Origin of the sequence: Plantactinospora endophytica, from assembly GCF_016862915.1 — a bacterium.
In the GTDB taxonomy this organism is placed as follows: Bacteria; Actinomycetota; Actinomycetes; order Mycobacteriales; family Micromonosporaceae; genus Plantactinospora; species Plantactinospora endophytica.
The window spans coordinates 1-14,449 of the sequence record NZ_BONW01000059.1 but is presented as its reverse complement, the minus strand read 5'-3'; the positions used below and the strand labels follow the sequence as shown (position 1 = coordinate 14,449).

11 protein-coding genes and 1 pseudogene are annotated in these 14,449 nt (G+C 68.5%); 6 read left to right on the top strand and 6 right to left on the bottom strand.

Annotation, left to right across the window (positions count from 1 at the left end):
- The first annotated feature begins 139 nt into the window (after positions 1-139).
- Together Pen02_RS40870 and Pen02_RS42745 are read left to right on the top strand one after the other, a co-directional pair.
- Complete coding sequence (locus Pen02_RS40870; protein WP_203871588.1) at positions 140-1,267, top strand: SMI1/KNR4 family protein; 1,128 nt, start codon at positions 140-142, stop codon at positions 1,265-1,267.
- A gap of 506 nt (positions 1,268-1,773) precedes the next feature.
- Positions 1,774-1,896 carry a hypothetical protein gene (locus Pen02_RS42745; RefSeq protein ID WP_275413680.1) on the top strand — a complete coding sequence of 41 codons (123 nt, stop codon included), beginning with the start codon at positions 1,774-1,776 and terminating at the stop codon, positions 1,894-1,896.
- Positions 1,897-2,826: 930 nt separating this feature from the next.
- Here the strand turns inward: Pen02_RS42745 and Pen02_RS40865 are convergent.
- Positions 2,827-5,496 (bottom strand): phospholipase D-like domain-containing protein, encoded by a 2,670-nt coding sequence (locus Pen02_RS40865; protein WP_203871587.1) that lies wholly within the window; start codon positions 5,494-5,496, stop codon positions 2,827-2,829.
- Entirely contained in the window at positions 5,493-7,040 is a 1,548-nt protein-coding gene (locus Pen02_RS40860; protein WP_203871586.1) for a hypothetical protein, read from the bottom strand. The genes Pen02_RS40865 and Pen02_RS40860 overlap by 4 nt, the downstream gene beginning before the upstream one ends.
- 386 nt (positions 7,041-7,426) lie before the next feature.
- On the opposite strand from Pen02_RS40860, the gene Pen02_RS40855 reads away from it, so the two are divergent.
- On the top strand, positions 7,427-8,530 hold the full coding sequence (locus Pen02_RS40855) for a helix-turn-helix domain-containing protein (protein WP_203871585.1): 1,104 nt from the start codon (positions 7,427-7,429) through the stop codon (positions 8,528-8,530).
- A gap of 11 nt (positions 8,531-8,541) precedes the next feature.
- Positions 8,542-9,402, top strand: a complete 861-nt coding sequence (locus Pen02_RS40850; RefSeq protein ID WP_203871584.1) for a hypothetical protein — start codon at positions 8,542-8,544, stop codon at positions 9,400-9,402.
- Positions 9,403-9,621: 219 nt separating this feature from the next.
- On the opposite strand, the gene Pen02_RS40845 is transcribed toward Pen02_RS40850, so the two are convergent.
- The 4 genes from Pen02_RS40845 to Pen02_RS40830 form a co-directional block, all read right to left on the bottom strand.
- Positions 9,622-10,692: a YaaC family protein gene (locus tag Pen02_RS40845; protein WP_203871583.1), complete on the bottom strand. Its 1,071-nt coding sequence runs from the start codon at positions 10,690-10,692 to the stop codon at positions 9,622-9,624.
- Between the two features lie 182 nt (positions 10,693-10,874).
- The gene (locus Pen02_RS40840; RefSeq protein ID WP_203871582.1) at positions 10,875-11,243 is read right to left on the bottom strand and encodes a hypothetical protein; all 369 of its coding nucleotides are present in this window, start codon (positions 11,241-11,243) and stop codon (positions 10,875-10,877) included.
- 120 nt (positions 11,244-11,363) lie between these two features.
- Positions 11,364-12,266, bottom strand: coding sequence for a cell wall-binding repeat-containing protein (locus Pen02_RS40835; protein ID WP_203871581.1), 903 nt, complete (start codon positions 12,264-12,266; stop codon positions 11,364-11,366).
- Positions 12,267-12,626: 360 nt separating this feature from the next.
- Positions 12,627-12,986, bottom strand: a complete 360-nt coding sequence (locus Pen02_RS40830) for a winged helix-turn-helix transcriptional regulator (protein WP_203871580.1) — start codon at positions 12,984-12,986, stop codon at positions 12,627-12,629.
- An 82-nt stretch (positions 12,987-13,068) separates the two neighbouring features.
- Between Pen02_RS40830 and Pen02_RS40825 the strand changes: the two genes are divergently transcribed.
- Positions 13,069-14,049 carry a zinc-dependent alcohol dehydrogenase family protein gene (locus Pen02_RS40825; protein WP_239142030.1) on the top strand — a complete coding sequence of 327 codons (981 nt, stop codon included), beginning with the start codon at positions 13,069-13,071 and terminating at the stop codon, positions 14,047-14,049.
- A 100-nt stretch (positions 14,050-14,149) separates the two neighbouring features.
- Positions 14,150-14,394: pseudogene (locus tag Pen02_RS42900) on the top strand (hypothetical protein); the annotation flags it as partial.
- Positions 14,395-14,449 lie beyond the last annotated feature (55 nt).

Genomic DNA, 14,449 nt, shown 5'->3' with positions numbered 1-14,449 from the left:
TCGGGGCATCCGCTCATCGGCATGACCGCACGCTGCGCGTCGACCTACGTTGCCACGCTCCGTGACCGGCGCGCCGCCGACCGCTGCGCCTGCTCTGCGGCGTGAGCGCGCATGTCTGCGAGCGACCGTTAGGTAGGGCGTGGCTTTGACTGACCGACCCCACACGGCCGAGCAGTGGCGGGTCTACCTCGCCGGGTACGGCGCAGACTTTCTCCGCATCGCCGATGCCGATCGGCTTGGCCAACTCGGGGAAGAACGGCGGGTCTCCGGGTGGCTCGGGTTCGCCGGTGCGGGTGAGGACGCGCTGGCCACCGTCGAGGAGCGGCTCGGGGTGACGCTCCCGCCGGGGTACCGTGGCTTCCTGGAAGCCTCTGACGGGTGGCTTGAGATGGGGCCGTTCGTGTGGACGATGCGGACTACGGCCGACGTCGGATGGCTGCCAGACATCGAGCCCGACATGTGCGATCTGGGTGACGAGGACGACGAGCTGCTTGCGCGAGCGCTGTTGGTGTCCGCCGATACAGACGCGTGCTACTGGCTCCTCGATCCCGCAGACGTCAGCGATGACGGGGAGTGGGCGGCTTACGTCTGGGCGTCGTGGTATCCGGGCCTCGGCGACCGCTTCGACTCGTTCGCCGATCTCGTCGCCGCCGAGCGGGAGTCGTTCGAGGACCTCAATGCGCGCGACGGGCGGGCGGTCGAGCCCGCCGGCACGGCTGAGCTGGTCGCCGAGGGCCGGCGGATGGCGCTGCGGGGCGACGCTGAGGGGGCGGCCGAGCGCTTCGAGGCGGCAGCCCGCAAGGGGTCGGGAGCCGGGCAGTATCTCGCCGTCGTCGTGGGGGCATTCCTGCGGCCCGACGCGCACCACAGGATCCGCAACGACGTCCTGGCGCATCCGCACGTGGTCGAAGCGGTCGGCGCCGAGCGAGTGCGCGCCGAGCTCGTACCGCTGTTCCTGCGGCGCCAGTCCGGCGCCTGGGCCCGGCGGATGGTCACGGAGGCGCTTGGCGACGCCGGCGACCCACAGACACCGCCAGAGCCACCTAAGTTCGCCGCCGCACTCGAACAGGCCCGCGAGCGCGCGCGCCGGGGCGACACCGAGGCAGCCTGGTCGGTCGTGGCCACAGCGGTGCCACAGTGGCACAGCGACGACCCACTGCGCATCGCACCCTTGACACTGCTCACCGATCCGGTACTGAGTCCGCTCGTCACCCCGCAGCGAGCCGCCTGGATCGCCACCACTCCGAAAGGCCAGGTAAATGATTGATCCGGGACGGCCATGATCAAAAGCGCGCTCATCGGCACGACCGCACGCTGGGCGCTGCCGTCCTTGGCCACGTTCTGTGACGCCCCGTCGGCGGCAGATCCGGATGCCCGGGCTCGCCTGCGTCGGGCGTCATCGCGTAGCGAGTCGATCACCAACGCGGGCGCCGCGACGACCAGCGAGCGCAAGTGCCTTTAGGACTCGGCGACCGCCGCGAAGCACCCTCAACGCCCCAGCCGGGCTGCGGTTACTCTCGCCGCAGCGCTTTTCCGGTATCCCGCGAATCATTACAACCGGGATGTAATGTCCACCCCGCTCGTCTGCCCCGCCGCGCACGACCTACCAACTGCGGTGATCTGCGGCAACGCGTCCGGACTCGTCGCGCACCCCCTGTCCGATCGTGCCTAACGACCGTGCACCACCTCCCCCAACCATCGGCCCGAGGCGATACCGTTCGGGCTACCTCACCTGCCTCTGCGGCCCCCCGGCCTAAGAGAAAGGAGGTGGGAATGGAGGAGGAGCAACCGAACCGTCGCGACGCCCAACGAGTCGCCACGCTGACCGCGTTGGCCACGCTCGTGAGCGCCCTGGCGGCTCTGGTCTCCGCCATCAACGGATGTAGCCCCACCTGACAGGTGGGGCCACACCGTTGCGGGACGGGCCGTCGCTCGCTGAGTGGTCGCAGGGTGCGACGGCCTGTTCCAACCACACGCTGCGAAAAACTACCTATTTCGCAGCGGTGCGCCGACTCTAACCGCCGCCGCAGAGGTGCCGTAATACGCGTTCTGAACAACAGGTGCGGTTAGGTAGTCCGATCCGCACCTCCGAGCCGAGTGCTAGAGGCCCGCCCCACCAGCAACAATGCCATGACCGAGACTGTCATGATGCCCGATCTGCACGCTTTGCACGTTTCCGCAATTGGTCCACAGGCGGACGTGACCCGTCACATCCCAGACAGTCGACCCTGTGCGACGTTGTCCGACCTCCCAGCAACGGTGACGCTCCAACCAGACTGTGATCAAGCACGCCCCCACAGGGCCGAGGCCGGCGCCGCCAGCTTTCCGCGAGCCCCGGTGACCACAGCCCACCGTCGACAACACGCGACTCGGAACGGCAGTACGGTGCCAGAGTCGTCGGCGGCGTCGATCAGACGTGAGGCTGGAGCCGTCCTTCCGGCAGTCGGGCGGCGTAGACCGGCTGCAGGGTTGGGGTATCCGCTGCTCAGCAGGTGACCGTGGTCGGCGCATCCGCAGTTGCGTCCATAGCTCCACCCGGCCGGAAAGTGGACGGGGATCCGGCAATGGTGAGTACCTCGCGGTCAACCAGGTGACCGCGCTGCGCCGGGGCTGCACCGGTGAGTCGAACACTGCCACGGCCGAGGCGGTCCGCCCAACAACGCAGGGGCTGCCCCGCGTCGACCGAGGCCGGGTCGTCGATGCGTTACGCGCGGAACACAGCAGCGACGGCCTGCTGTCCACATGGTTTCGTTGGCCCGCGGCCTCCTGTCGCCGGATGGCGAGCATGGCGACGACGGTGGTGGATGGCGGCGACCAGGCTGACGATCAGAGAGCTGGGTGCTCGGAACCATTCGTCCACTGCGGCTCCGTCCGGATGCGGCCGGCGATCGTGGCAAGGTCGGCGTCGACGAGGTTGCTCAGGTTCTGCAGCTCGGCGGGGACGGCTGGTCGGGGTGGGAGTGTTCGGCCGCCGGGCGGTGCCGCGGGGTTTCCTGCGGTGAGTGACAGGGGTGTTCGGGTACTGGTCAGCTCGTACAGACGCCAGAAGCGTGTCTGGGAGTCGGCCAGTGCCATGGTTCTTCCGGCGAGGGCGATCAGTACGGTGTGCCGGGTGCTCGTCGCGACGGCGACTGCGTGGCCGGATACGCGGCCGAGTTCGGTCACCGCGTGCGCGGCGTTGCGGTAGGCGTTGCCGGCTCCTTCGACCCACCACACGTTCTCCTCGTGGTTGATGGTGAGGCCGGCGTCGGCGAGGGTGGCGCGGGCCTCGGCGTACGGGTCGTGCTTGGCTGCTTGGGCGAGAAGGATGGCGTCCTGTAGTTGGCGAGGGCCGGCGACGACGGCGAACGGCTGGCTTGCTGGGAGAAGGCGCTGTTCGGTGAGTTCGGGGTCGGCGTCGGCGATCCATTCACTAGCCTCGCGCCAGGCTTCGGTCGCGAGCATGTCGGCTTCGCGTCCGCCGTTTAGGCGGGTTTCGAGACGGAGAGTCACCATCGCGACTGTCAGCAGTGTGTAGAGGTGGTTGATCGCTTCTGCGGGTAGCTCGTCGGATGTCTGGTTGTCGGGGATTAGTGCCCAGATGAGCCAGCGAAGGTCGCGGCGCCAGTCCTCGTCGTCCTCGTCTGGCCAGACGCCGGCCGCGAGCAGCGTCAGGTACAGCGCGGTGACGGTCATGCGCAAGTGCATGGGTGGCAGGGCCGACCGGTCGGCGTCGCGGCGTTGCGGGCCGGTGACTGACGCGGCCCATTTGGCGGCGAAGCGGCGGTATCGGTGGCGTTGGTCGGGGTGGACGGCGGGGGTGGAGGCGGCCTGGTCGTGGGTCAGGTCGTCGAGCACCGCTTCGTCTTCGTCTTCGGTGACCTCACTGTCAATGGTGTCGTTGATCGACCAGCTGGCGGACGTTTGCTGCTCGCTGGACGTCTGGTGGGGGAAGATGAGTCTGGTCAGTGCCGGGCCGAGCTGTGTGTCGCACGCTTGCAGGTAGTCGGCCCACCGGTCGTCGGATGCCGCGCCGGCTGTTGAGGTGCTGACGGTGGACGGGGCGGGTGTGGTGCCGGTGGTGGAGCCGGTCAGTCCCGCGAGCCGGGCGAGGTCGGTGGTGAACCGTTGGGCGAGTGTCGGGTCGGTGAAGATGTCGTCGGTCTGGTAGGGGTGCGACAGCCGTGGCAGGTTGGCGGTGTCGCGGCGGGGTCGGCACCGGAGTGGATCGGTGACGAAGACGACGGCGGACTCGTGCCGCTGTCCGTCGATGTCGATGACCGCGCGGACGGCGCCGATGGTGGGCTCCGAGACGAGGAGCCGAGCCACGCGTTCTCCGTGGGGCATGCTGCCTGCGGCCTGCCACGTTCCGGGACCGGCCGATGTCGAGGTTTCGATGAGGACTTGCTGGTGGGTGGCGGTGGCGAGTTCGATCAGGAGCGTGTCGTCTGTGAGCGCGCATCCAAGCAGCACCGGTGCCAGGCTGGCCGCCGACGACGACGGTTCGGGCGGGGCCGACGTCATGGTCCGGATCGACGTGGCGGGCTCTGGGACACTGTCGGGCAACAGCGGTGTCGTGTGCGGGGCGATGACCGCGAGTTCACAGTTGCCGCCCTGGGCGGTGCTCATGAGCAGCGCGGACGCGGTGATGTTCGCGCTGCCGGTCATCCCTGTGGCGGTACCGTCACCGTTGTCCCATTCGATCAACTTGCCGTGCCTGGCGGGGCCTTGTCCGATCAGTCGGAAGTCCTGACTCGCGGCGGACGCGGTGGCCTGTACCAGCGCGGCGCCGTCGAACCGCGCGATGGATGGCTGCACCGCGATCCGTACTGTCCGCGGCTTGGTCCGCTTCACCAGCGCCTCCACGGCCTTGGCGGGCGGGTCGTAGAACGGGGCGGCGAGGCGCAGCTCCGCCATGGGGCCTTCTGGTAGGCGGTCCAGCAGCGGCTGCCGCAGGTTCCCGAACGCTCGGATCGAGGACCAGCGCTCGTCGACCGATCCGGGTCGGATCTGGTCGGCGACCTTGCGCAGGGTGTCGGCGATCCAACTGGCGATCCGCACGACGTCGGGAAGGTCGTGGAGCCAGTCCGCCACGTCGGCGACGAGCTGGGGTCCGACCTCGCGGGAGCTGCGGGCGGTCACCCACAGTTCGTGGTTGTATCCCCACCCGGACAGGGTCGGGTTACCCGATCCGACGGCCAGGACCGCGTCGTCGTTGCCGACGAGAACAACCAACTTGGGGTGGAACGCACGTGCGCAGACAGTGTGGCCGTGCTGGTAGGACCTGCCCGCCCGCCGCACGTCCACCGGGTCGTGGACCGACTGCCCGGCGTCACCGAGGACCGTGATCCGCGCGCCGAGACCCCGTGCCGTCGGGATGACGAACTTCTCCAGGAAGGTGAGGTCGACGGTGTAGCCGATGATGACCATCTCCCGCAGCGGGGCAACGTCTGCCCTGTCCCGCCACTGCTCCAGCAACGTCAGCGGAGAGCGGATGGCATGTGTCACCTCGCTCATGCCGGCAGCTCCAGTAACTCCCGCCCGCACGCGGTGACCGGCTGCGCCGGGTCGGGCGTGAGTAGTCCGAGCTGCGTCGCGATGCTGGCCAGCTGCGGGATGCGTAGCCCGATGTTGTCCCGGCCCTCCCGGGAGTCCGCGAAGTACACCCCGTTCCGCTCGTGTAGGCGGCTGAACAGCGCGATGGTGCCGTCCGAGCGGACCGCCACCTTCCGCAGCGCCACCCGCCGCGACTGCGCGAGCATGTCGTCGACCAGGCGACGGCCCAGTTCCGCGACCGGGCGCCGAGCGAACTCCTGCCTCAGCAGTGCCACCCATCTCGGATCCAGGAAGGTCGGCCGGCCACCGACGAACCTGCGCAGCACGGCGCCGGTCAACGTCTCGAGCCGACGCGCGCCGAGCAGGAGTACCGCGACGTCGGTCGCCACCCCCGCGTCACTACGGCGCAGCTCCCTTTCGCCCGGGTACGGGTCGCCGTGCCCATCAACTGTCGGCGGCAAATCCGATTCGAAGTCGGCGACCGTGCCGCTCGGGAGGCGATCGCTGACCCACTCGTGCAGGTGCCGCCTCGACGCACCATCAATGCTGAGGACCGCAGCGACGAGGTCCGCCCACAAGCGGCGCCACGCGCCGACCGAGTGATGCCGCAGCACCACGCCCCGCCACGCTTCGGTCCGCTCCTCGCCCGCAAGCAACGGGTCCTCGCGCGCTGTCGACCCGTACGCCACACCGCCGGCGAAGGCATCCAGCCACGTCACCGCCTGCGGGTACAGCTGCCAGCAGCGTGCCAGCAGACGCAGGGTCGCCCGCCGGGTCCGGTCGTCACCGCTGCCCGCAGCCAGGTCGTGACGGCCGTCGACGGTTGCAGTGAAGACCGCGCGCAGCGGCTCAAGATCCGGGCTGTCACCCTCCTGCTGCAGGCTCAACCCCCTCAACTCCGCCGATGGCAGACAGACGCCCGAGCCGCGTTCAGCTGCGGCGAACAGCGGCGCATACATGTCCACGACCTGCGGTGGGCAAGGGTGACGGCCGGGACGTAACGCTCCGCCCTCGACGGCGACGGTGCCCAACGCGACACTCGGACCGCTGTACTGCGACCAGAAGCCCCACGTACGCGGCGAGTAGGAACCACTGCCGGTGCTGTCCGCCACCGCGAACTCGTCGCCCTCCGCCGGAGCGAGCCGAGTCAGAGCCTCCACCCCATGCGTCAACCCCAGGACATGGTCGGGCGAGTCATACACCTGCGATATCCGCGCCAGCCCGACCTCAGCCCGGCGGACCAGCCGCCCACACCTGTCCCGGTCCGCCCCAACTGCCTGCGCGTACGCCGCCAGAGCCCAGTAGAGGCTGTAATACCGGGCGTAGCGCGTCACGGTGGACACCCCCGGCACAAGCATGTCGACCGCCGCCATCACCGGCGCCTCGACAGCCAACGGATACCTCCCCGCCCGAGCCGTCAGCCCCGGCTCACACCATGCCGGCCCCTCCACACCTGAGCGAGCATCGATGCCTGTGGACTTCGCGTCGGCGGAGACAGCGGTCATACCGCCATCCTGGCGGGACACGGCGGGAAGCGGTACGAGCGTTCGTGGCCGACCTCACCACCGATCCATAGCTGACGATGACCAACAGGCTGGACACCGGAACCGGAAGGATCGGACTGCACCGCCGACTGGCGCGCTACTCGGCGCCGCGGCGTTCACGCCTTGAACGCGATCGGTTTCATCCGCGAAGGAGGAGGAAAGTTCGGGCGCTTATGGGGGTTAAGTCCCCTACGTGGCTGCCGCGCCTCGCACGTCCAGCTTCAAGGCGAACTTTCCTGGCCGGTGAGACTTTCCTAGGTGGGGAAAGTTCGGCCAGACGACAATAAGTTTCCTGGATCTCGGATTTTCCCAGCGCAGGAAACTCGTCCGTGTGGGAAACTTTTGCCATGTTGGAGTACAGCGAGAGCGGGTTGCTTCAGCGGGCGCGGCTGGAGCTTCTGCAGATGCTGCCGGAGCACTTCGAGCTCAGCGACGCGGTGATCGACGAGCATGGGCCGGTCGACGCGCCCGATGCGCTGTGGCAACTACGAGAGCAGAACACCGGCTATGGGCTGATCTTGGTTGAGACGAAGATGTCGTTCACCCCCCGCGACGTCGCCCGGTTGCGCGACCGCCTGTCCGGGCCAATGCTGCGCCTGATGCGCAACCCCACGGTGCTGGTGGTCAGCACCTGGCTCAGTCCGAGGACCCGCGCGCTGCTGGAGGAGGGCGGCTACTCCTACCTCGACCTGACCGGCAACGTCCGGCTCCGGGTCGACCGGCCAGCGGTCTACATCCGATTGCAGGGTGCCGACCGTGACCCGACCCCACACCGCTCCCATGCGCCCGTCGGGTTGCAGGGCCCGAAGGCACGCCGGTTGCTGCGGCTCCTGGCCGAGACACAACCGCCGTACCGGTTAACAGCGCTCGCCGCCGCCGGCGGCCTAACCGCCGGTTACGTATCGAAAATGCTGCACTCACTGGACGAGCAGGCCCTGGTCACGCGAAACCGGCGCGGGATGGTCGAGGACGTCGACTGGCAAGGGCTGCTGCTCGCCGGCGCGCAGCGGTACAACCTGCTCCGCAACAACGAACCCAACACCTTCATCTCGCCCGAGGGTGCGGCGGCACTGTACGCCCGCATGCAGGACGCCAACTTCCCTCTAGACGCGGTCGTCACCGGCTCGTTCTCCGCAGTGGACATCGCGGCGGTCGCGGCACCCACGCAGCTGGTCCTCTACGTGGACAACCCACACCAGATGCAGAGGTTCGGTCGCCTGCTACCGACCGACCAGGGCGCCGACGTGGTGCTGCTGCGTCCAGAGGACCCAGCTCAGGTGGAAGGCCTTCGCACCGTCAACGGGCTGCGGCACGTCGCACTGACACAGTTGGTCCTCGACTGCCTCAGCGGCAACGGCCGGCTTCCAGAGGAGGGGCAGGCGGTGATGGAGTGGATGCGCGAAAACGAAAGCGAGTGGCGCAGACCCGACCTACCGACACTCGCTGGGTAAAGTCACATGCCATGACCGGCCCCATGATCGACCCCCGGTACGTGGCGGCACGACGGGTGTTGCTGAACGCCCTCGACGCGCTCGCGAAGCACCGCCCGGCGGTAATCCTCGCCGGAGCGCAGGCGATCTACGTCCGCACCGGGGCTGCCGACCTAGACGTCAGCGTGGCACCACACACCCTGGACGCCGACCTCGCCCTGGACTCCCGGATCCTCGGCTCGGATCCCCGCCTCGAGCAGGCGATGCAGGAGGCGGGCTTCCACCTGGCGAACGAGCCAGGAACCTGGATCATGCAGACGACAGCTAACGGAGAACCGGTACACGTGCCGGTCGACCTGCTGGTACCGGCCGTCCTGGCGGGACGTGGCCGACGTGCTGCGGAACTGCCGGATCATGGCCCGAAAGCCGCTCGACGGACCCCCGGGCTGGAAGCCGCGCTGGCAGATCACGACGACACGCTGATCTCAAGCCTGGAACCGGAGGTCGACGCACGCACAGCTGTGGTACCGGTGGCGGGTGCAGCAGCGCTGTTCGTCGCGAAGGCACACAAGCTTCACGAGCGGCTCGACGACATGCGCGCGGGCCGCACGCACCGGCTCAAGCCGAAGGACGCCAGCGACGTGTTCCGGCTCATGCAGGCAGAACCCGCCGACCGGGTGGGCCAACGCCTGCGGGAGATCGCGAGCGACGAGATGGCCGGTGAGAGCGTCCGGGCAGGCGTGCAACACCTGCAGACCCTGTTCGGCCGCGAGTCCTCCCCCGGAGTCAACCTCGCCGCGCAGGCTCTCGCGGGCGCCATTCCCGAGCAGCGGGTCCGTACGCTGTCCAGGGCGTACATGGCCGCCTTGACGGCCAGCTACCAGGCCGGCTGAACGATCAAGCCGCCACCGCCGGCCACCATCCGAGCCTCGTGCCGAGAGCCCACGCTGGCGACCGCACTCCGACAACACATACGGCGATCCGCAAAATCCGCGACACCATCGCCACATCATTGCGTAGCGATTCGATCACGGGAACCGAGCCACCCTACCGCCGGCCGCGCCGCTGTGCCGGCTGGTCAACCGCCGTCCTGTCTGACAGGACCCGGACAGTCAGGGTCGGGTGGCCCTGAGCGCCTCATGCACTCTGTGTGGGAGGCGTTCAGTGGCCACATCGAGGACTCGCTCCAGGCTGACTGCCGCGGGGGAGGTATCGAGGTCGATCGCCGATGTCCAGGATGCCGGCTCGTAGCGGGCCAAGCTCGACAGGCCGAGCAGCAGCGCCCACCACAGCATGAGCGGATGCGGACTCGGCGCATCAGCGATCTGAGGCAGGGCGAACCCCACCAGATTCGGATCCGGGTAGCGTGGATACCGCTCATCGATTTCCACGATCGAGGCGAACGTGCGCTGCCGCTCCCAATACTGCGCCATCGGCATCTCACGTGGAGCTTCCTTGCCTATGGCGACGCGCGCGACCCCAGCATGGTCAAGAATCCGGATCACGGCCTCCTTGGACCCGGCGGCCTCGTAACCTCGCGGGCCCTGCTTCCAACCGAAAGCGTCGGACAGCGTCGGATACGACTTCAGGGCCTCAGCGATTTCGGCCCCGGTACTGCCGGGCAGGTCAACGGGGAACGTGACGGTACCGTCGGTGGTAAGCATGTGCTGGGTGGGATCCTCGTTACCACCGAAGCCGCGAATGCTCTGCGTGCCGAGGGAAATCTCCAACGCCTTCGGCCACCTTCCAGCCGTCTGCGGCACCGGCGTCGCCCGCAGGTCCGGGTTCGCCGCCCACAACGCTCCCAGGGACACACTCCCGGTAAGGGACGGTGATCCGATCGCCGACGCTACTCCCCGAAACGAATCGTTGCCCTGCCCGGCCGGCTTGATCGTGGTCCGCAGTAAGGAACCCTGTACGACGTTGACGGAAAGCCCGTGACCACGCAGATGCCACTGTCCCGGCAGGTGCGCGGCCGCGATGGCCCGGCCCGCTTGACTGAGGCAGTAGAACAGGGAGAGCGGACGTGCCGCGTATCCCCCGACACGTGCTGCTTCTGCGAGTTCCTCAGCTTGGCGCAGTGCCGCGACGAAGGTGGCCCGGCGGTCCGGATCCGTGGCAGCCAGTCCAGTCGGCGTGGCCCGCAATGCACGGATCGGCTGCCAGCTCGTATCGGAGATCACTGCTGAAGTGTGACAACTCGAACGGAGATCCTCGATCCCATTTCAGTCTGAACAAGGGCGCTGCCCGCCGGGCAGTAGACAGCCCTCTGCGAGGCGGTGGTGCCCGGATCACCAACCGTCGGTGCTCCCGGTCGTGACCCTGCGCTGCCTGCGACCGCACTTGATGCTCGGACTCTCATCGACTATCCGTTGCCGACGCGGACGGTCGTGGTGGCGGTGCCGAGGTTGGTGGTGACGGTCAGGGTGTAGGTGGCGTTCAGGGTCAGCGGGTCGCGGGGTACGACGTAGAGGGAGTTGTAGCCGTTGAGGATGGACCGGCCGAGGTTCTGTTGGGCGGGGTCGGAGTTGGTGTAGCTGGCGCCCGTGACGACGCAGGCCGGCAGGCTGGTCGACCCGCGTCGCAGGGTTGCGGTGGCGGTGGTGATGTCGGGGCTGTTCGGGTCGAAGGCGACGTAGAGCGGGATGCCGATCTGCGGGAACATCTCCTGGAACCGGTCGGTGTAGGGCTGGCCGCAGGAGCTGACCGGGTTCGGCCACTCGTTCCCGATCACGGTCAACTCGGCCGGCAACACCGTCGAGGCTGATGGCCAAGTGCGTGGCCAGTCGGTGGTGACCGGTTCGGCGGGTACGCCGGTGGCACCGGGCGCGATCCAGCGGGTGCCGACGCCGGACTAGAAGTGCCCGTACCCGCCGGCGGCGTTGACGTTCCCGTCGAAGAACTCGGCGAGGTGGAACGGAGCATTGAGCCAGTTCTCGGTACGCAGGTCTCCGGTGTTGATGAGGTTGGCCTGCCCGCCGAGCGCGCCGCGTTCGGTGTACCACTCGTTGTTCGGGTCCTCCTGGTGCTGGTACTGGCCGGTCCGTTCCATGTAGAAGACGTGCGCGGCGATGTCGCCGCTGAACCGGGCGTCCTGCACTAGGGCGGGCAGGTCGGCCTCGCCCCGGACCTGGTTGAGCTTGGCCAGCCAGCCCGGCAGAGGGCACGGAGTGAGGGTCTCGACACCGTCGCCGAGGACGGCGGAGCTGCCGACCAGAGTCACCGAGGTAACACCCCGAGTTTCCAGGTCCTCCCGCACGTACGGTGGCACGCAGTTGGGTGGCACGACGTACAGCGGGGTGTGCCGGGCGCCGGCGACCGCCGCGGCGGTCAGGGCGTCCGGGAACGCCGCACCGGTGGCAAGGAACACCTGACCACTGCTGGTGAAGCTCTCCCGGTTGATCACGCCGGAGGTGCCGTACCGGTCCGCGCCCGCGTACCGGCGCACCTGGTAGGAGGCTTTCAGGCCGCGTTCGATTTGCGGATACACCACCGGCGTCCCGCCGGAGATGATCACCTCGGTTACCCCCAGCCGCCGCAACTCGGCCGTCACTCCCGAGGTCGGGCCGGCGGTGCTGAGCCCGTCGAGCAGGATCACCGGCGCCCCGGCCGCGCCAGCGGCGCCGGCGGCGGCGAGCGCGTCGGGAAAGTTGCGGCCGGAAGCGAGGAACGCACGGCTGATCACCCGGTCCGGGAAGGCGTACTCGGACACCCTCAGCGACGTCTCGTACCGGTCCCGGCCCTCCGCCCGGGCCATGCTGTGCGTGTACCGCCACAGCTGCGTCTCGACCTGGCCACGGACCGTGACGGCTCGGGCTAGGTAGCGCGCACGGGTGACGGCAAATCCGGATGCCGTCACCGTCGGGGGCGACTGCCGGTGGCAGAGCGTGACGCCCCTTCGGAGTCTGCGGCGGGATGCCCTTGACCATGCTCGACGATGACGCCACGATGGCCGTCCCAAGCTGCCAGTCATCGTCGTACTCGTCGAGCGTCCACACCGGCGACCCCGGGCGAAGCCGTCGCAGATCCATCCGCCGTTGAACCCGTCTTGAGAAGGGGGCGGGCAAGGCGCACGGCCGGCAGCGTCGCCTTTACCTCTTCGAGAGGGTTGGTCAGTTCAGAGCTCGTTCTGTTCCTGGAAGTCGACGATGGCTTCGCCGTTGTCTCGAGCCCAGTCGGTCAGGACCTTGATCGGCTCGACCAGGGTCTGCCCGAGTTGGGTGAGGCTGTACTCGACGCGTGGGGGCGCCTCGGCGAAGGCGTGGCGTTCAACCAGGCCGTATGCCTGCAGGCGGCGCAGGGTCTGGGTGAGGACCTTGTGGGAGATGCCGCCGATAAGTTGGGCCAGGTCGCCGGGGCGCCGGGGTTGCAGGCTGAGCGCGAACAGCACGATCACCGCCCACTTCTCGGCGATGATCTCTACGGCCAGACGGGTGGGACAGTCAGCGAGGAAGCCCTGGCCCGAGGCGTTGTGCACAAGGTTAAAAGGTACCAGCGGGTTCCTATCGGCTCCGTAGCGTCTCGCGGTGAAGCCCAATCAGGAGCACAAGGAGCCATCCATGCCACGAGTAGTCGTGTTCGACGAGACCGGCGGTCCGGAAGTTCTGCGCGTCGTCGACGAGCCGGTCGTCGAGCCCGCAGCCGGCGAGGTACGCGTACGGATCGAGGCCTTCGCCGTCAACCCGCTCGACCAGATGGTCCGGGCCGGGCAGTCCCCACGACCTGTGCAGTTGCCGCACGCGCGGCTCGGCGTCGAGGGGACCGGTGTGATCGACGCGCTCGGGTCCGGGGTGACCGGGCTGGCCGTCGGCGACCCGGTCATCCTCGGTGCGATACCCGACTTCGAGACCAGGGGCGCGTACGCCGAGTACACCACGCTGCTGGCCAACCGGGTGGTGCCACGGCCCGCCGGGCTGGAGCCCGTCAGTGCGGCGGCGCTCTGGGTGTCGTACTTCACCGCCTACGGCGCGCTGGTTGAGAGGGCCGGGATGCGGCCCGGGGACCGGGTCCTGATCACCGCGGCGTCGGGCGGTGTCGGGCGTGCCGCGATCCAGATCGCCAACCAGATCGGCGCCGTGCCGATCGCGGTCACCCGGCAGAGCGCCAAGGTGGAGAGCCTGTTGGTCGCCGGAGCCGCCGCGGTGATCGCCACCGACCGGGAGGACATCGGAGAGGCTACTCGGCGGCACACCGGTGGGGTGGGCGCCGACATCATCCTGGACGCCGTCATGGGTCCGGGCCTGGCCGAGCTGTCGCTGGCCGCGAAGCTCGGCGGCACCTTGGCCACGGTGGGCTGGCTGGACCCGCGGCCGGCGTCGTTCCCGGCGAATCCGTCGCTGACCATCTTTCGCTACATGGCTTTCGCGGACATGGTCGACCCAGTGACCGCCCGGCGCGTCGCCGCGTTCCTGGCCGCCGGTGTCCGCACCGGCGTGCTGCAGCCGGCGGTAGATCGGGTGTTCACGTTGGACGACATCATCGAGGCGCACCGGTACCTGGCGAAGGGAATGCCGGCGGGCAAAATCGTGGTGACGCCGTAATCGTCAGCGAGGCGCCGTAGGCGCCAGCCTGTTCCTCGGCCTGGCCGGCGCCACCTGAGGTCCGAGTTCGCCGCCCACTTCGACGGCCTCGAAACGCTTTCTGCACATCGGGTCCATCGCCGAAGCGGGCACCCGTAATCCGGTGCCAGCGCTGCCGTCGGCGGAACACGTGACCGAAGCTGGATATCTCCGCTGGCTGCGGCGACGAGCAAGACGATCATAATGATCGAGGGCGGCGGTCACGGATTGCGGCCACCGGGACCGCTGAGGGCATACATGATCGGGTGCGCTGTATTCGACACGAGCGTGCGTCCGACGAGTTGCATGACGGCGTGCGGAGAGTGATGAAGTGCTGGCGCCGAACGCCCGGTCGGCGGCAGAAGCGGATGCCGACATGTGT